We start from the raw sequence: 16,868 nt of genomic DNA on the forward strand, positions 1-16,868 counted from the left end.
AGGTTGCCAGGAACCGTCGAACCCGTCCGCAAAGAGCGGCTCGACAAGTTCCTGTTCTTTTCGCGCGCCCTCAAATCGCGCACGCTGGCACAAAGGGTCATCGAGACCGGCGCCATCAGGGTCAATTCCGAACGCACCATCCGCTCCGACCACAAGGTCGGGGCGGGCGATGTGCTGACCATGGCGCTGCAGAACCGCATCGTCATCTGGCGTATCATCGATTGCGGCACGCGACGTGGGCCGGCGACCGAGGCACAGGGGCTGTACGAGGATTTGTCACCTGCACCGCTGCCCAAGTCGGAGATGTCGCCCTATGAGGCGGCCATTGCGCAGCGCGACGACGGCGCGGGGCGGCCGACGAAGAAGGAACGGCGGGAGACGGATCGATTGCGGAGTGGGGATGATGATTGAGGCACCAGGTCGCCAAACACGCGATCGTCACCCTCGGGCTTGACCCGAGGGCACTGCACTTACCGGACGTTGAGCAAGTATAGAGCCCTCGGGTCAAGCCCGAGGGTGACGGCCGGTGGTTTGAACGGCATAAGGGATAACACCATGAGCATCCCCACCCTCACCACCACCCGCCTCATCCTCCGCCCGCCGGTCTATGCCGATTACCCAGCCTATGCCGCATTCCTGGCCTCGCCGCGCTCTGCCTATATGGGTGGACCCTTCGCCGGCTGGGCTGCCTGGGGCATGTTCGGGCATGACATCGCCTGCTGGCACCTCTTCGGCCATGGCGCGCTGATGATCGACCTGCGCGAAACCGGCCAATGCATCGGCCAGGTCGGCATCAACCACGGGCCGCCTTTCCCCGAGCAGGAACTGGGTTGGCTGCTCTATGACGGCCACGAGGGCCGCGGCTACGCCACCGAGGCCGCCGCCGCTTTGCATCGCTGGGCCTTCGAGATCCGCAAATTGCCGACGCTGGTCAGCTACTTCGACCCGGCCAATGTCGCCTCTATGGCGGTCGCCACCCGCCTGGGCGCGACACGCGATGACACAGCAGCCAAGCAGGATCCCGAAGACGTGGTCTATCGCCACCGGCCCACACTGCCCGAAGACCTCAACCTGGCCAGAGGTCGATGGGGTAATCGATGCTCCCCATACCCCCTCGCCTTGGCATGAGCGACCCTTTGTCAGCCTTGCAGCAAGGCCAAAAAAAGTTTAGCACCGACCCGTTGAGACCTGCCGGCCTGCGGCCCCCTCCCGCATCTGGCTTTCCGTTCGGGACCCGCCCCTAGATGACCTATATCGTCACCGACAATTGCATTGCCTGCAAATACACCGACTGCGTCGAAGTCTGTCCGGTGGACTGCTTCTACGAAGGCGAGAACATGCTGGTGATTCACCCCGACGAGTGCATCGACTGTGGCGTCTGCGAGCCCGAATGCCCGGCCGAGGCGATCAAGCCCGACACCGAAAGCGGGCTCGACCAGTGGCTCGAGATCAACACCCGCTTTGCCTCGATCTGGCCCAACCTCACCGAACGCCGCGACCCAATGCCCGAGGCCAAGGAAAAGGACGGCGAAACCGGCAAGCTGGAGAAGTACTTCTCCGAAGCCCCCGGCGAAGGCGACTGAGGCTTTCTTCACCCCTCCCTTGGGGGAGAGGTGAAAGCGACTAAGCCAGCGCCCCAAGCGGCGGCAGGGGCTTGAGCTTGCCCATCAGGGCGCGGTAGGGCGCCAGCAGCAGCAGGGCGGCGAGGAACTTCACAAGGAAGTCGCCCGAGGCCAGCGAGACCCAGAGCGGCACTTCTGGCCCGACACCCAGCCATGGCGCCGGGAAGCCCAGCGAATTGTCGCCCATGCCGAACAGCGCATCGATGCCGGCCAAAGCGGGGGCAAAAGCGACGGTGAAGAAGATCGTCGTATCGATCAGCGAGCCGAACAGCGACCCGGCCAGCGGCGGCAGGAACCAGGCCTTGCTGGCGCGCAGGCGCGAGAACACGGCGATATCGAGCAGTTGGCCGACGAGGAAGGCCGTGGCCGAGGCCAGCGCGATGCGCTGCGTCGTCGCCGGATCGCCACCGAGGTTCCAGGGCAGCGGATTGTAGCTGAGATAGACCGAGAGCCCCAGGCCGACCAGGAAACCCACCAGCACGACCAGCCGCGCCTTGCGCGCCCCGTCATAACGGTTGGTGAGGTCGGTGACGAGGAAGGCAAAGGGGAAGGTGAACGCGCCCCAGGTGAGGAGATCGGCCAGATTGACCGAACCGAGCTGCACCTGCAGCGGATAAAGCACCAGGATATTGGACGCGGCCACAACCACGACCATGGCGGCAACAGCCGCCAGGAAACGAGCTAGCATCAGAATGCACCTCAATGTAACCGCCACCCGGCAAAAGACCGGAGCGGATTGCGCCGTGATTGGCACAAAAGAAAAACCGCGCGGAGATTACCCCACGCGGTGAAATCCTGAAGTCGAACCGGTCGCTTAGGCAGCGAGAGCGGCGCGCACTTCCTTCTTGATGCCCTGGGCCAGCGGCGACAGGGTGTCGTCGCTCTGCTTGAGCAGGAAGGCATCGAGGCCACCGCGATGCTCGACCGAGCGCAGGGCGTAAGCCGAAATGCGCAGCTTGACCGGGCGGTTGAGCGCGTCAGAGATCAGCGTGACGTTCAGCAGGTTCGGCAGGAACCGGCGACGGGTGCGGTTGAGGGCGTGCGAAACGTTGTTGCCAACCATAACGCCTTTGCCGGTGAGTTCGCAGCGACGGGCCATTTTAGATATCCTATTTGTGTAAAGGTCCTGCGTGGCGGAGAAGTCCGCGACGGGCCTCGATTGTCATGAAATCTGCGGGCTCTTTAGAGAAAATGCACCCGCGCGTCAACCCAAGCGGGGTCTCAAACGCCCGCGAGTGCCTTGCGCGCGCCCTATCACCACGGCACTTTCGTCCAATGAGCTGATTCGCAGCAGAGACGCCACCTTGACCCGATTTCGCCTCGCCACCCTCGCCGCCCTGGCTTTGACCGCCGTCCTGCCCGTTGCGGCCGCCGAAGTCGATGCCACGGCCAGCTATATCGTGACCCTGGGTGGCATCAACATCGCCGCCATGGATGTCGATCTCAATGACGATGGCTCGCGCTATAGCCTCGATCTCAAGGCCAATGTCGCCGGCTTTGGCGCGGTCGTCGCCAGTGGTACCGCCAGCGCCAGCGCCGCCGGATCGTCATCCGGCTCGACGCTGGTGGCACAGGATTTCGAGCTCAAGACCCGCGCCAATGGCGAGACCTTCACGGTCGACGTGTCCTTTTCCGGCCGCAACGTGGAATCGTTCAAAGTCGAGCCACCCATCCTCGACAACTACGATCGCGTGCCGCTGGAGCGGGCCCACCTGACCGGCGTCGGCGATTTTCTCTCGGCCTTCGTCATCAAGGGCGGCGCCCTCGACAAGAGCATCTGTCAGCGTCGTACCGGCATCTTTACCGGCGTCGAGCGTTTCAACATTGCCATGAGCTATGCCGGCGAGGACGTCGCGACCTCCGCCCGAACCGGCTACCAGGGGCCGGTGATCCTCTGCTCGGTGGATTACGACCCGGTCTCGGGCCATTTCACCACGTCCGAGATCACCAATTACCTCGCCGACAGCGATCGCATCGTCATCTGGTACGCCCCGCTGGGCGAGACGGGCTATTTCATCCCCTATCGCGTGCTGATCGGCACCAATATGGGCGACCTGTCCATGGTCCTGACCGGGATGAAGTATTAGGCGATCCACCCGTCCCGCTCTGGGACGGTCAACGGGTTTATTGCCAATTTTGCGCGGCCACAGGCCCGCATTCCCGCCACCAAGACCTTAACACGCTCGGCACTGGCTCGCGTCAGCGCCTTCTCAAGTCATTGAGATTCTGTCCATTTTCGGCAAAATTAACGCTTCGGTGACACAGCTGAAGACGATTTCGGCTGAAACGCGTCACCCGAGCGGGGACGCGGCCATTCTTGTGTCCTCATGCCGCCGCCACACCACATATCGCCGTGAACGAACCCGCATTTGCGCGTCACGCTCGATTCGCCCCCTGTTCGTTCCGGCTTTGGACCAAAGGTAACCGTCGGCTGCATTGGCGGCGGCAATCCGTCCCGTCGCGGGACAGTTCAGCCCTGCCGCGCCGTGGCCGTGTTCATCCCCGGCACGCGCACGAATCGCTCCTCGCGCTTGCGTCGGGGAATGGCCGGGAAGGCTTCCTTGCGGGCGCGCACGCAGATGACCCCGCTCATGGCGGGCCCAAACAACCGCCCGACCCGCTCGAAGAAGCGCGTCGACTTGAGCACCAGTGAAGACTGGAACGGCGGCAGGAACAGCCCGTCGCGCCAGGCTTCCGGCACGAAGCTGTGGTCGCGCAGCAGCTTGTCGAGCTGCCCACCCGAATACGGATTACCCTGCCCGAACGGCGTATTGTCGCGCTGCGCCCAGATTCCGCGCCGGCGCGGCACGACCAGGATCAGGTGGCCATTGGGGGCGGTAATGCGCCAGAGTTCGCGCATCAGCTCCTCGGCATCGGCGACGTGCTCGATGGCATGGATGGCGATGGTAAGATCGATGGCAGCGTCGGTCAGCGGCATTTCGAGCGGGTCACATAGCACGGTGTGCGACGGACCCTCGCGCGGCCAGGCCGAGGCGCCCTGCCGCGCCGGCATGAAGGCCAGTACGCGCTCGGCCTGATCCAGCGTGAAGCGCAAATAGGGCGTTGCAAAACCCAGCCCCAGCACGCGCTTGCCTTTGACGTCGTCGGCCAGCCCCATCACCTGCTCGCGCACCAGCGTGCGGGAAATCCGGCCAAGGGGCGACTTGTAGTAGGCGATCAAGCGGGTGACGTCGGCGGTCATGTGCGCAACTCTGCCGCTTTCCCGAAGACTTGTCTAATGGCTGGTTGTCATGTCAGGTCGCCCTCCCTAGCTTTCAAGCTGTTCGGATATCTATCAGGAGTTGTGCCATGGCTGTGATCGTCGACGTCTTCGGGGCCCGGAGCGACAATTTCGGTTATCTGGTGCATGACACCGGCACGGGCCGAACAGCGGCCATCGACGCGCCCGAGGCAGCCGCCATCAAGACGGCGCTGATCCATCGCGGCTGGAACCTCACCGACATCTTCATCACCCACCACCATATCGACCATGTGGAAGCCATTGCCGAACTCAAGGCAGAGTTCGGCACCCGCGTCGTCGGCCCCCGCGCCGAAGCCGACAAGATTGCCGGGCTCGATGTGCTGGTAGCCGGCGGCGAGACGGTGACGCTGGGCGATACCGTGTTCGACGTCTACGACACGCCGGGCCACACGCTGGGCCACATCGTGTTTCACGACAAGGCGGGCAAGCACTTGTTCAGCGCCGATGCGCTGTTCTCGCTGGGCGTCGGCCGCATGTTCGAAGGCACGCCGGGGCCGATGTGGGAGGGCGTCAAGCTCCTGCGCGCGCTGCCTGATGACACGCTGGTCTATTGCGGCCACGAATATACCGCCAGCAATGCCAAGTTCGCGCTGTCGATCGATCCGGATAACAAGGCCCTGAAGAAGCGGGCGGCCGAGGTGACGGAATTGCGGGCAGCCGGCAAGGCGACCATTCCGTTCCTGCTCGGTGAGGACAAGGCGGCCAATCCCTTCCTGCGCGCCGACGATCCTGTGCTGGCCAAACATTACGGCCTCGAAGGCGCCGACGCTGCCGATGTCTTCGCCGCCATCCGCAAGGGCAAGGACAACTTCTAACCATGCCAACCAAGCTGACGTTCAAGCCGGTCACGGCCAAGACGATCGGCGATTTCGAAGCTTTGTTCGGCGCCCGTGGCGGCCCGAACTGGTGCTGGTGCATGGCCTGGCGCGCCACCTCAGCCGAGCTCAAGGATGCCAAGAGCCCGGCGCGCAAGCAGCAGATGCTGGACCGGATCAATGACGGCGTGCCGGTGGGCCTGCTGGCCTATGACCGGGGCACACCGGTCGCCTGGGTCTCGGTGGCGCCCAAGGAGACATTCCAGAAGGGGCTGGGCGGCCTCAAGGACATCGACAAGGTCTGGTCGCTGACGTGTCTGTGGATCGCCGGGGATCATCGCAAGCAGGGGCTGAGTGCCCAACTGATCGAGGCTGCGGCCAAGCACGCCCGGAAGCACAAGGGGACGGTGCTGGAGGCCTATCCGGTCGATCCCGATTCCCCCAGCTATCGGCATATGGGCTTCGTCCCCGCCTTCAAGCGGGCCGGCTTTGTCGCACATGGCATGGAGGGCACCCGGCGCCATGTGATGCACCTGGCACTCGATCCGAAGTAACCATTCACCCATTTGGGATCGGAAATCGTTAACAAATCGTTAGCGTCTGGCACGCGGATTGCCCCTTATAGGGCATAGGGCCAGATCGTCTGTTTCATTTCGAGACACACTGGCCCGCTCTGATACAGGCGAGGCGAGAATGGCCGATTTTGAAACGGAAACGCCGGGGCTCCCTATGGTGATCGAAGCCGCCCGCCCGCGGCCGTCGCTTTATCGCACAGAGACCCGCGCCGCCTTCGTCAGCCATTTGCTCGCCGCCCGTGCCAATCTGGCGCCGCAGCGCGCGCGCCGTCGCGGAACGGCAGAAGGCGCCATCGGGGCTTATGCCGACGGCGCCAGGGTTGCGGTCAAACGGATGCCGATGGGCTATCGGACGACGATCGTCGCCTAGCGGCGACGATCGCAATCGGCCTTAGTGGCCGGCCATGCTCATGTCGCGCGTGGCCGAGGTGATGGACATGGTGAAGCCGGCGACCACGTCGATCAGAGCCATGACCAGCAGGATAAAGAAGACCGAGCTGGAGGCGGCGCCGATCAGCAGGAATTCGATCAGGATCAGCACGAAGACCACCATCGAGAGCATATGCTCGAGGATCGACACCGAGCCGATGCGGGTGGACTTGAGCAGTTCGAAAAACAACAGGATCAGCGAACCGACAACCAGCAGGTCGCCGACCGAAACGGCCCATGGCACGCCCGAGACCATCGGCACGGAAAAGGCAGTATTGCTCCAGCCGGCCGGATTGCCGCCGAAGAAGATGAACGCCACCAGATTGTAGATCACGAAGGACGCGATCAGCAGTGGCGGAATGAACGGCCCGGTGGGGCGCCGCGGTGTACCGGCTGGTGGGACATAGACATGTTCGACCAAGTTGAGCTCTCCTTGTTCCCTCGTGCGCGGACCATGCCAGATTGCAGGCTTGCCGCAAAGTGCGTGTGGCAGGTGCAGGATGAACAGAAGCTGAGCAGGATTAGCCGCCCGGTCCCTATGCCTTGAGCACGATCACCTTGGTATTAACGGGTGTCTTCTCGTAGAGGTCGACCATGTCCTGGGTCAGGAGCCCCACGCAGCCGCTGGACACGCCCCTGCCAATGGTTTCGGGCATGATCGTGCTGTAGATGGTGAAGAGCGTGTAGGCGCCGTTCTGATAGAGATAGAGCGTGCGGGCGCCGAGCGGGTTGTTGAGGCCTGGCGGCATGCCATTGGCGTAGGGCGCCGCCTCAGGCTGGCGCGCGATCATCTCCTTGGGCGGCGTCCAGACCGGCCATTCGGCCTTGCGGCCGATATAGGCTTCGCCGCTCCAAAGGAAACCGGCGCGGCCGACATTGGCGCCATAGCGGGTCGCCAGACCGTCGCCCTCGATGCGGTACACAAAGTAGCGGGCCGGGTCGACGATGATAGTGCCCACCGCCTCGTCGGAAGGGTAACGTACCGTCTGGCGCAGATATTTGGGGGCGACCTTGGCGAGGTTCACAGCCGGGACCGGGAAGCGCTCGTTCGGCAGCGGCCCATAGACTCGCTCGGCCTCGGCGGGGCTGAGGCCGGCAATGGTGGTGCAGCCGGCCAGCGCCAGCGTGCCGAGCGCTGCGGCACCGAAAAGGAATGCCCGGCGACCGATACCTGTGTTCGTATTGTCCGTGGTCATGGCCCATCCCCCAATGCGATGCGAGAGATTGGCCCCGCGCAGCGCGCTTGGCAAGCATCGCAGAAGCATCCCACCCACGGTGTCATTCCGGCGAAGGCCGGAATCCAGGTCCGTGGTCATCCGCGCAAACCGGCGTCGTGGCGAAATGCGGACATGGATCCCGGCCTTCGCCGGAATGACATCGCGCGTGTTGAGCGGTCAGGCCGCCCTACTTCTTGAGCTTGAGCGGTCCGACCATCTGTTCCGGCTTCACTTCGGCGTCGAACTCTTCCGCGGTCAGCAGGCCGAGCGCGATCGCCGTCTCCTTGAGCGTGGAGCCGTTCTTGTGCGCGGTCTTGGCAATCTTGGCGGCGTTGTCGTAGCCGATCTTGCGGTTGAGCGCGGTGACCAGCATCAGCGACTTGTCGACCAGTTCCTGGATGCGGGCGCGATCGGGCTGGATGCCGATGGCGCAGTTGTCGTTGAAGGAGCGGGCCGAGTCCGCAAGCAGCCGTACCGACTGCAGGAAATTGTAGGCGATGACGGGCTTGAACACGTTGAGCTCGAAATTGCCCTGCGAGGCGGCAAAACCGATCGCCGCGTCATTGCCCATCACCTGGGCGACGACCATGGTCATGGCTTCCGACTGGGTCGGGTTGACCTTGCCCGGCATGATCGAGCTACCCGGCTCATTCTCGGGGATGGTGATCTCCCCCAGGCCCGAACGGGGGCCGGAGGCCAGCCAGCGCACGTCGTTGGCGATCTTCATGAAGGCCACGGCCAGCTGCTTGAGCGCGCCCGACGTGCCGACAAAGGCGTCGTGGCCGGCCAGCAGCGCAAACTTGTTGGGACCGGTGACGAAGTCGTGGCCGGTCAGCCCGGCGATCTCCCCGGCAACGGCAACGGCATAGTCGGGATGGGCATTGAGGCCCGTACCGACGGCGGTGCCGCCCAGAGCCAGTTCCTTGAGCTGGGGCAGCGTCGCCTTGATGGCGGCGACGGCATAGTCGATCTGGGCGACCCAGCCGGAAATTTCCTGGCCCAGCGTCAGCGGCGTCGCATCCTGCAGATGCGTGCGGCCGATCTTGACCACATCCATGAACTCTTCTGCCTTGGAATGCAGCGTATCGCGCAGCACCTGGACGCGTGGGAACAGATAATTCTCCAGCGCCTCGACGGCAGCGATATGCATGGCCGTCGGATAGGTGTCGTTGGACGACTGGCTCATATTGACGTGGTCATTGGGATGTACGGGCTTCTTGGAACCCATGGTGCCGCCTGCCATTTCGATGGCGCGGTTGGAGATGACCTCGTTGACATTCATGTTGGACTGGGTGCCCGAACCGGTCTGCCACACCACCAGCGGGAAGTGATCGGCCAGCCGGCCGGCAATCACTTCATCAGCCGCGGCGACGATCAGGTCGCGCGTCTTTTCGTCGAGCAGGCCCAGCTTGTGGTTGGCCAGGGCCGCCGCTTTCTTAAGGATGCCAAAGGCATGGATGATCTCGGTGGGCATCTTCTCGCCGCCAATATCGAAATTGGCCAAGCTCCGGGCGGTCTGCGCGCCGTAATATTTGTCGGTGGGCACGTTGATGGTGCCCATGGTGTCCGATTCAACGCGCATCGTCATGGCAGTCTCCGAAGATGGGACGCCGCCCCCGGCGGCATAAAGAAAAACGGCCGACCCTGTTCAGAGGATCGGCCGCCTGGATATCAGCAAGGAGCGCATCGCGCCGCCTGACTTTAGTTTTACTTCTTGGCTTCGAGAACCTGGCGACCGCGATACATGCCGGTCTTGAGGTCGACGTGATGCGGACGGCGCAGCTCACCGGAGTCCTTGTCTTCGACATAGGACGAGGTGGCAAGAGCGTCGGCCGAACGGCGGAAGCCACGCTTCATCGGCGAGGTCTTGCGTTTTGGCACTGCCATGATCGGTACTCCGAATTCAATATCGTTGCGCCGCCAGAGCGGCCCAGAGACTTATCTCTGATGGGATTGACCGGCTCTATAGAGGAGAAGCGACGGCTTGGCTAGTGGGATTTGTGGACGCAGATCAAGCTACAAACTGAGCCGACCGCCCTCGCCCACGCAACTCGCCCGCTCGCCGAATTCTGCCACGCGGCCCTCGATGATGCCGGCGATCCGAACCATCCCCGCCGATGGCCGGCCCGGCTGGCGCAGCATGGGATTGGGCAATGCGGTAACAAGTAGTGTCGCCGCGCGCCAGTCCAGGTTCTGCGGCACGATGCCGAAGGCGCGCTCGGCCCCTGCCGCCACGCCGAACTGCCCCTCCGGCCCCCATTCGGCGATGTTGAGATAGATTTCCATGATGCGATGTTTGGGCAGGATCAGGTCGACATAGAAGGCCAGCGGCACTTCCAGCGCCTTGCGCACCACGCTCTGGCCATTCCACAGGAAGAGGTTGCGCGCCACCTGCATGGTGATGGTCGAGGCGCCGCGCGCATCCTCGCCCTCCATGTAGCGCTCTACCTCTTCGCGCAGCGCGCCCAGATCGACACCCCAATGGCGGCAGAACTGGCCGTCTTCGGAGAGGATCACCGAGGCCTTGAGGCGGTCGGAAATGTCAGCCATGTCACGCCATTCGCGCACCACTGGCCGGCCGGTGAGATACCGTTCGAGCATGGGGACGGAGACGGGGTCGACGAAGAGGTAGATCGGGGTCAGGATAACAGGGATGGCGACAAGCACTGCCAGCGCATAGACCGGCCAGCGCAGAATGCGCCAGATGCCCGTGGATTTGCGCCGTCTTGCCATGCGCTTTCCATAGCCACGCAAGTCATGCTGAGGAAGCGGGAATTGTCCGTTGCGGTTAAGGTGGCTACCGAACACGCCCTGCCCCGATCGTCACCCTCGGGCTTGACCCGAGGGCTCTATACTTGTTGCACGTTTGGTAAGTGCAGTCCCCTCGGGTCAAGCCCGAGGGTGACGGCCGGTGGGTGCAGCAAGCGCCTGCCATGCACCATCTTGCCGCTCCCGCGCCAAACCGCTAGCAACAAGCCATGTACGATTTTCCCGCCGACCTGGCCGATTGTGCCAACGCTGTTGAAACCGCGCTGGACAGCCGGCTCGATGCCGCGCGCCTGTCCGGCCCCGGCCCTGCCCCCGAACGCCTTGTTTCAGCCATGCGCCATGGCAGCCTGGCCGGCGGCAAGCGGCTCAGACCGTTGCTGGTGCGCCAGGCAGCCGCGATCTTCACCGTGCCTCCGACGGCTTCGCTGACCGCCGGGCTCGCCGTCGAAATGGTACATTGCTATTCGCTGGTGCATGACGACTTGCCGGCCATGGACGACGACGATATCAGGCGCGGCCGGCCCACAGTCCACAAAGCCTATGACGATGCCACCGCGATCCTGGCCGGTGACGCCCTGCTGACCCATGCCTTCGGCCTGCTGGCCGATCCCGCCTGCCACCCTGATCCCGCCGTGCGCATCGCGCTGGTCGCCGAGCTGGTATCCGGCTCCGGCGGCGGCGGCATGGTCGGCGGGCAGATGCGCGATATCGAGGGCGAGGCCGCCGGCCTCTCCGGCGACGAGATTTCCACCATGCAGGCGATGAAAACCGGCGCGCTGATCCGCGCCAGCGTCCGCATGGGCGCCATCCTGGGCGGCGCCGACGCCCGCGCACTGGCAGTGCTCACTGCCTATGCCGAGGCGGCGGGCCGGGCCTTCCAGCTAGCCGACGATATTCTCGACGTCACCGCATCAGCCGAGACCATGGGCAAGGCCACCGGCAAGGATGCCGACCGGGGCAAGCAGACGCTGGTGGCAACGCTGGGCCTGGATGGCGCCAAAGCGCGGCTCAATCAGACCGTCAACGACGCGCTGGGCTGCCTGCGCACCTTCGGTCCCAAGGCCGATGGACTGCGCGCCACGGCCCGCTACTTCGCCAGCCGGGAGCACTAGCCATGGCGGAACTGCTGAGCGTCAACCGCGGCACAGCTGAGCACATTGTGGGCTACGCGCCACTGACCGGCATCCACAAGCGCTCGCTGGAACGGGCCCGCATCGAGCGCCTGGGTCTCGTCGGTGACGCCGTCTGCGATCCTAAGCACCATGGCGGACCGGATCAGGCGATCTACGTCTACTTCGCCGACGACTACCAGTTCTGGGCCGACCAGTTGGGCCGCCGGCTCGAACCGGGGCTGTTCGGCGACAACTTGACCATTTCAGGTGTCACCGGCCGCGAGGTGGCCGTCGGCGACCGCTTCGCCCTCGGCGAAGTGCTGCTCGAGGTCACCTATCACCGCACGCCCTGCATGACCTTTGCCGCCCTGATGGGCGACAAGATGTGGGTCAAGACCTTCCACCGGGCCAACCGCCCCGGCGCCTATTGCCGGGTGCTGTCGCCGGGCGAGGTCACACCAGGCATGGCGGTGGACCACCGGCCCTTTGCCGGCGAGCGCGTCACCGTTAGCGAGCTGATGAGCTTTGACGGCGCCAAGGAGATACCTGGCGACTTCATGCGCCGTGCCCTGGCCACCCCGATCCGCGAAAAGACCCGCTTCAAATACGAAACCCGCCTCGCCGACCTGTTCTGAGAGTCTCCATGTCCCTCGCCTCCGTCCAAGCCGATCTCGCCGCCCGCGCCCCAGACCTCGTGGTGGAGGTCACCGAGGGATCGACCGCCACGGTGCAGCTCGCCGCGGTGGTGCATGGCGTTGAACCCGGCCAGATCGCCAAGACCTTATGCATTCGCGTCAACGGCGAAGAACTGCTGCTGGTGACCCGCGGCGATGCGCGGCTGGACAACCAGAAATCCAAAGCCGCCTTTGGCGGACGTCCGCGCATGCTGGGCCCCGAGGACGTGCTGCGCCTGACCAGCCACCAGGTCGGCGGCGTCTGCCCTTTCGGCCTGCCGGCACCGCTGCCGATCTATCTGGACGCCTCGATCAAGGTCTATGATGAGATGATCCCGGCGGGTGGCGACACCCACGCCTCGGTGCGGCTGAGCGTAGCGCGACTGGCCGCGCTCTGCGGCAACAAATGGGTCGATGCCTGCCAGCCACCGGGCGTGGCGGCCGACACGGAATGACGATCACCACAGATCGTCACCCTCGGGCTTGACCCGAGGGCTCTTCACTTGCCGAGCGTTTGGTAAGTACAGTGCCCTCGGGTCAAGCCCGAGGGTGACGTCCGGTGGGTGTGGCTTTACCAAAAGGCCCAATCAGAGGAAGACCAGATGCTCGCGCTGCTCATCATCGTCACCGTCCTGGGCGCTGCCATCGGCACCGGCTTTTGTGTGGCGGGGATCTTCTTTCCCGGCTTTATCGTCAAGGATGGCGAAGGCACCCCTACCGCGCGCGTCTTCGCCTATTACGGTGCCGCGCGTTCGGTCGCTCTGCTGCTGGTGATCCTGCTCGCCGCCTTTCGCGCCGATGCCAATGCGCTGGTCTGGCTCGGCCTGCTCTCCGGTATCATCCAGCTGATCGACGCCGCCGTGGGCACGCAGACCGGCAAGCAATATGCGGTCTGGGGCCCGCTTGGCGTCGGAGCGGTACAGCTGCTGGTGGTTCTGATCGCGGCGTGGCTGCTCTGACATGACCGCCGATCCGATCATCCGGCCACTGCAGCCCGGCGATTCCATCCCCGCTTTGACGCAGTTGCTGCACCGCGCCTATGCGCCGCTCGCCGCGCAGGGCCTGCGTTACATGGCGACCCATCAATCCGACGACGTGACGCGCGAGCGTGTGGCCAGTGGCCGGTGTTTCGTCGCCGTCACCGATGGCGTGATCTGCGGCACGATCCTCTACCGTCCGGCCGACAGGACCAAGGGTTCACCCTGGTATGACCGGCCTGATGTCGCCTCCATCGGCCAGTTCGCGGTCGAGCCGGGCCTGCAATCGCGCGGCCTCGGGCTACGCCTGATGGCGCTGGCCGAAGACCAGTGCCGGGCCGATGCCACGCCCGAACTGGCGCTCGACACCGCCGAACCGGCCACACATCTGGTTTCCTGGTATGGGCGGCAGGGCTATCGCTTCATCGAGCATGCGCAGTGGGGGCATACCAACTACAGCAGCGTCATCATGAGCAAGACGCTCTAGGTTATTCCGGCGGGCGCACGGTGAGGTAGCTCATGGGAACAAGCGAACTCTCGCGCTCGGGGCCCGAGAGCTGCGCCGGATCGTAGAAATCACCATTCTCAGCATCGTAGAGCATGAAGTGGTCAGGTTCGACGTGAACCACCGAAAGCCCCGAGACGTCACTCCAACCGGCCGCCTTGCGCGGCTCGCCGATATCCCAGCCAAGCGCCGACAGGACGCCGGTCAGCTCTTTCCACGTGCTGTAGTGGACGTCTTCGGGAGCCCAGCCGATCATGCCAGCCAGGGCGTCATAGGACTTGCCCGTCAGCATCTGCAACACGACCACGCCGCAGCCATCATCGCGCGGTTGCTGGGTGATGAAGGGGAACCGGGGTGGCATCACTCCGCCGCCGATTTCTGCCCCGTCCCGAACTTGCGCTCGATATAGTCCGCAACCATCACCTTGAACTGGTCGGCCACATCGGCGCCGCGCAAAGTCGCAACCTTTTCGCCATCGACAAACACCGGTGCAGCCGGGGTTTCACCCGTGCCGGGGAGAGAGATGCCGATATTGGCGTGCTTGCTCTCGCCGGGGCCGTTGACGATGCAGCCCATCACGGCCACCGACAGCGTTTCCACGCCCGGATAGCGTTCCTTCCAGTCGGGCATTGAGGCCGTCAGGTGATCCTGGATATCCTTGGCCAGATGCTGGAATGTGTCGGACGTGGTGCGGCCGCAGCCAGGGCACGCCGCGACAACAGGCAGGAACTGGCGGAAGCCCATGGTCTGCAGCAGCTCCTGCGCCACCTTGACCTCGGTGGTGCGATCGCCGCCCGGCTCGGGTGTCAGCGAGATGCGGATGGTGTCGCCAATGCCCTGCTGCATCAGGATGCCGAGCGCCGCCGACGAGGCCACGACGCCCTTGGTGCCCATGCCGGCTTCGGTGAGGCCCAGATGCAGCGCATAGTCGCAGCGGGCGGCGAGATCCTGATAGACCGCGATCAGGTGCTGGACGTCGCTGACCTTGGTCGAGAGGATGATCTTGTCGCGCCCCATGCCGAGCTCTTCGGCGCGGCGGGCAGATAGCAATGCCGACTGGATGATCGCCTCGCGCTGCACGGCGGCGGCCGAAATCGGCGTTGCGGAGGCGGCATTCTCGTCCATCAGCTTGGTCAGCAATTCCTCGTCGAGCGAACCCCAGTTCACCCCGATACGGACCGGCTTATTATACTTGTTGGCGATCTCGATCAGCGTCGAGAACTGCGTATCGCGCTTGGCCTTGAAGCCGACATTGCCCGGATTGATGCGGTACTTGGCCAAGGCCTCGGCGCAGGCCGGGTGATCGGTCAGCAGCTTGTGGCCGATATAGTGGAAATCGCCCACCAGCGGCACGTCATAGCCCAGGACGGCAAGCCGATCGCGGATGATCGGCACCGCGGCCGCGCTCTCGTCGCGGTCGACCGTGATGCGCACGATTTCCGAACCGGCGCGCGCCAGTTGCATCACCTGCTTGACCGTCGCATCGATATCGGCGGTATCGGTATTGGTCATCGACTGGACGACGACGGGCGCCCCACCGCCAACCATTACGCCGCCGACACTGACGCCTACCGAATGCCTGCGCGGCGCTGGACCGGACATATCGCTACCTCTGCCTACCTGATGACGACACATAAGCCTCTGAGGTTGAGCGCGCAATATTGCCGGAGCATGTCGATGTTTTGCCACCCGGTTCGTTGTTGCTATGAATGGAGCGAGGAGACCGCCATGACCTTCCAGGCTTATATCGACAATATCGAAAAACAGACCGGCGTCGGCGCCGATGAATGGGTGAACCTGGCCAGGGCCAAGGGCCTGACCGCGCCCGGCACCAAGGCAACGCCGATCACCGACTGGCTCAAGGCCGAGTATAAGCTGGGTCATGGCCATGCCATGGCCGTGGTGAAGCTGCTTCGTGATCGCGGTGAATTGACATGATGCGCTTCGGGCTGGCGCTGGCCGCAGCGCTGTTCGTCGCCCCTGTTTTCGCACAGGGCCTGACTGGCAACATCGCTATCCACGACCCGACGATTGCTGTGCTCGACGACGGCTTTGCCTCCTTCGCCACCGGCGTCGAAGGCTCGAGCGACGGTGGGCAGATTCGCACCAAGACGTCGCCAGACGGCATCGACTGGCAGGAGGCCGGCGCTCTTCCGGGCAAGATGCCGCAATGGGTCATCGACATCTTCGGCTACCCGCCCAAGAACATCTGGGCCCCATCGGTGACCGAGCATGACGGCACCCACTACATGTATTATTCGGTGTCGAGCTTCGGCAAGAATACCAGCGTCATCGGCCTGATGACCAATGACGACCTCAAGGCCGCGGACCCGACGTCCGGCTGGGTCGATCAGGGTCTGGTGCTGCAATCGGTCGTGTCAGACAATTTCAACGCTATCGACCCTTTCCGCATCGACAGCGGCGAGCGTGCCTGGCTGACTTATGGCTCCTATTGGCAGGGCATTCGGCTGGTCGAAATCGACCCGGAGAGCGGCATGGTGCTGGAGGGTGCGCAAGCCAGCTTCATCGCCTCGCGCAAGGGCGACGCTGTGGAAGCCCCGGCCATCCTCGAACACGATGACAAGTTCTACCTCTTCGTCTCGTTCGACGCCTGCTGCCGCGGCATCAACTCCACCTACCGCATCATGGTCGGCCGCGCCGACACGATCGAGGGGCCTTATCTGGACAAGGACGGTAAGCCGATGCTCGAAGGCGGCGGCAGCGAACTGGTCAGCACGCAGGACCGCTTCATCGGCCCCGGCGGCCAGGAAGTCTTCCAACGCGATGGCGCGCCTTGGCTGGTGTTTCACTTCTACAACCGGCTGCAGGGCGGCACGCCGAACCTGTATTTGACGCCAATCGAATGGGAAGACGGCTGGCCGACCATCGCGCCATTGCAATGATGTGATCG

General features: G+C 64.0%; 24 protein-coding genes. 14 read left to right on the forward strand and 10 right to left on the reverse strand.

The features are described from left to right. Positions 1-3 precede the first annotated feature (3 nt). The 3 genes from IM737_RS11280 (at position 4) to fdxA (ending at position 1,583) form a co-directional block, all read left to right on the forward strand. On the forward strand, positions 4-411 hold the full coding sequence (locus IM737_RS11280) for an RNA-binding S4 domain-containing protein (protein ID WP_236893985.1): 408 nt from the start codon (positions 4-6) through the stop codon (positions 409-411). A 144-nt stretch (positions 412-555) separates the two neighbouring features. Then, entirely contained in the window at positions 556-1,128 is a 573-nt protein-coding gene (locus IM737_RS11285) for a GNAT family N-acetyltransferase (protein WP_236893986.1), read from the forward strand. A gap of 116 nt (positions 1,129-1,244) precedes the next feature. Then, on the forward strand, positions 1,245-1,583 hold the full coding sequence (fdxA, locus tag IM737_RS11290) for a ferredoxin FdxA (protein ID WP_236893987.1): 339 nt from the start codon (positions 1,245-1,247) through the stop codon (positions 1,581-1,583). Between the two features lie 40 nt (positions 1,584-1,623). Here the strand turns inward: fdxA and IM737_RS11295 are convergent, their stop codons facing one another. Together IM737_RS11295 and rpmB are read right to left on the reverse strand one after the other, a co-directional pair. Then, positions 1,624-2,310 (reverse strand): queuosine precursor transporter, encoded by a 687-nt coding sequence (locus IM737_RS11295; protein WP_236893988.1) that lies wholly within the window; start codon positions 2,308-2,310, stop codon positions 1,624-1,626. A 126-nt stretch (positions 2,311-2,436) separates the two neighbouring features. Next, the gene (gene rpmB, locus IM737_RS11300; protein WP_236893989.1) at positions 2,437-2,721 is read right to left on the reverse strand and encodes a 50S ribosomal protein L28; all 285 of its coding nucleotides are present in this window, start codon (positions 2,719-2,721) and stop codon (positions 2,437-2,439) included. Between the two features lie 205 nt (positions 2,722-2,926). Here rpmB and IM737_RS11305 point away from each other — a divergent pair, with 205 nt between their 5' ends. After that, entirely contained in the window at positions 2,927-3,709 is a 783-nt protein-coding gene (locus tag IM737_RS11305) for a DUF3108 domain-containing protein (RefSeq protein ID WP_236893990.1), read from the forward strand. A 383-nt stretch (positions 3,710-4,092) separates the two neighbouring features. Here the strand turns inward: IM737_RS11305 and IM737_RS11310 are convergent, their stop codons facing one another. Then, positions 4,093-4,824, reverse strand: a complete 732-nt coding sequence (locus tag IM737_RS11310; protein WP_236893991.1) for a class I SAM-dependent methyltransferase — start codon at positions 4,822-4,824, stop codon at positions 4,093-4,095. A 107-nt stretch (positions 4,825-4,931) separates the two neighbouring features. On the opposite strand from IM737_RS11310, the gene gloB reads away from it, so the two are divergent. The 3 genes from gloB (at position 4,932) to IM737_RS11325 (ending at position 6,644) form a co-directional block, all read left to right on the forward strand. Next, positions 4,932-5,699: a hydroxyacylglutathione hydrolase gene (gene gloB / locus IM737_RS11315; protein ID WP_236893992.1), complete on the forward strand. Its 768-nt coding sequence runs from the start codon at positions 4,932-4,934 to the stop codon at positions 5,697-5,699. A gap of 2 nt (positions 5,700-5,701) precedes the next feature. Further along, positions 5,702-6,253, forward strand: coding sequence for a GNAT family N-acetyltransferase (locus tag IM737_RS11320; protein ID WP_236893994.1), 552 nt, complete (start codon positions 5,702-5,704; stop codon positions 6,251-6,253). A gap of 139 nt (positions 6,254-6,392) precedes the next feature. After that, positions 6,393-6,644 (forward strand): hypothetical protein, encoded by a 252-nt coding sequence (locus IM737_RS11325; protein WP_236893996.1) that lies wholly within the window; start codon positions 6,393-6,395, stop codon positions 6,642-6,644. A gap of 21 nt (positions 6,645-6,665) precedes the next feature. Here IM737_RS11325 and IM737_RS11330 read toward each other — a convergent pair whose 3' ends face one another. The 5 genes from IM737_RS11330 to IM737_RS11350 form a co-directional block, all read right to left on the reverse strand. Further along, positions 6,666-7,124 (reverse strand): hypothetical protein, encoded by a 459-nt coding sequence (locus IM737_RS11330; protein WP_236893998.1) that lies wholly within the window; start codon positions 7,122-7,124, stop codon positions 6,666-6,668. Positions 7,125-7,239: 115 nt separating this feature from the next. Continuing rightward, a complete protein-coding gene (locus tag IM737_RS11335) occupies positions 7,240-7,899 on the reverse strand; it encodes a L,D-transpeptidase (protein ID WP_236894002.1) in 660 nt (219 codons plus the stop codon). Positions 7,900-8,107: 208 nt separating this feature from the next. Beyond that, positions 8,108-9,508 carry a class II fumarate hydratase gene (gene fumC / locus IM737_RS11340; RefSeq protein WP_236894004.1) on the reverse strand — a complete coding sequence of 467 codons (1,401 nt, stop codon included), beginning with the start codon at positions 9,506-9,508 and terminating at the stop codon, positions 8,108-8,110. Between the two features lie 119 nt (positions 9,509-9,627). Continuing rightward, positions 9,628-9,807 carry a 50S ribosomal protein L32 gene (gene rpmF, locus IM737_RS11345; protein WP_236894005.1) on the reverse strand — a complete coding sequence of 60 codons (180 nt, stop codon included), beginning with the start codon at positions 9,805-9,807 and terminating at the stop codon, positions 9,628-9,630. 129 nt (positions 9,808-9,936) lie between these two features. After that, a complete protein-coding gene (locus IM737_RS11350; RefSeq protein ID WP_236894006.1) occupies positions 9,937-10,653 on the reverse strand; it encodes a transglycosylase domain-containing protein in 717 nt (238 codons plus the stop codon). A 245-nt stretch (positions 10,654-10,898) separates the two neighbouring features. Between IM737_RS11350 and IM737_RS11355 the strand changes: the two genes are divergently transcribed. The 5 genes from IM737_RS11355 to IM737_RS11375 all read left to right on the forward strand — a co-directional run bounded on the left by IM737_RS11355 (position 10,899) and on the right by IM737_RS11375 (position 13,939). After that, positions 10,899-11,801, forward strand: a complete 903-nt coding sequence (locus tag IM737_RS11355) for a polyprenyl synthetase family protein (protein ID WP_236894007.1) — start codon at positions 10,899-10,901, stop codon at positions 11,799-11,801. 2 nt (positions 11,802-11,803) lie between these two features. Further along, entirely contained in the window at positions 11,804-12,436 is a 633-nt protein-coding gene (locus IM737_RS11360; RefSeq protein WP_236894009.1) for an MOSC domain-containing protein, read from the forward strand. Between the two features lie 8 nt (positions 12,437-12,444). Beyond that, positions 12,445-12,930: a YbaK/EbsC family protein gene (locus tag IM737_RS11365; protein WP_236894011.1), complete on the forward strand. Its 486-nt coding sequence runs from the start codon at positions 12,445-12,447 to the stop codon at positions 12,928-12,930. Positions 12,931-13,077: 147 nt separating this feature from the next. Then, positions 13,078-13,434 carry a hypothetical protein gene (locus IM737_RS11370; protein ID WP_236894013.1) on the forward strand — a complete coding sequence of 119 codons (357 nt, stop codon included), beginning with the start codon at positions 13,078-13,080 and terminating at the stop codon, positions 13,432-13,434. 1 nt (position 13,435) lies between these two features. Continuing rightward, complete coding sequence (locus IM737_RS11375) at positions 13,436-13,939, forward strand: GNAT family N-acetyltransferase (RefSeq protein ID WP_236894014.1); 504 nt, start codon at positions 13,436-13,438, stop codon at positions 13,937-13,939. Between the two features lies 1 nt (position 13,940). On the opposite strand, the gene IM737_RS11380 is transcribed toward IM737_RS11375, so the two are convergent. Further along, positions 13,941-14,318, reverse strand: coding sequence for a hypothetical protein (locus IM737_RS11380; protein WP_236894016.1), 378 nt, complete (start codon positions 14,316-14,318; stop codon positions 13,941-13,943). Continuing rightward, a complete protein-coding gene (ispG, locus tag IM737_RS11385) occupies positions 14,318-15,592 on the reverse strand; it encodes a flavodoxin-dependent (E)-4-hydroxy-3-methylbut-2-enyl-diphosphate synthase (protein WP_442874126.1) in 1,275 nt (424 codons plus the stop codon). Before ispG ends, IM737_RS11380 begins: the two co-directional genes overlap by 1 nt. A gap of 93 nt (positions 15,593-15,685) precedes the next feature. Here ispG and IM737_RS11390 point away from each other — a divergent pair, with 93 nt between their 5' ends. Both IM737_RS11390 and IM737_RS11395 read left to right on the forward strand, forming a co-directional pair. Then, entirely contained in the window at positions 15,686-15,895 is a 210-nt protein-coding gene (locus IM737_RS11390; RefSeq protein WP_236894020.1) for a DUF4287 domain-containing protein, read from the forward strand. Continuing rightward, a complete protein-coding gene (locus tag IM737_RS11395) occupies positions 15,892-16,860 on the forward strand; it encodes an arabinan endo-1,5-alpha-L-arabinosidase (protein ID WP_236894022.1) in 969 nt (322 codons plus the stop codon). Before IM737_RS11390 ends, IM737_RS11395 begins: the two co-directional genes overlap by 4 nt. The last annotated feature ends 8 nt before the right edge of the window (positions 16,861-16,868 follow it).

Origin of the sequence: Devosia sp. SL43 (assembly GCF_021729885.1) — a bacterium.
In the GTDB taxonomy this organism is placed as follows: Bacteria; Pseudomonadota; Alphaproteobacteria; order Rhizobiales; family Devosiaceae; genus Devosia.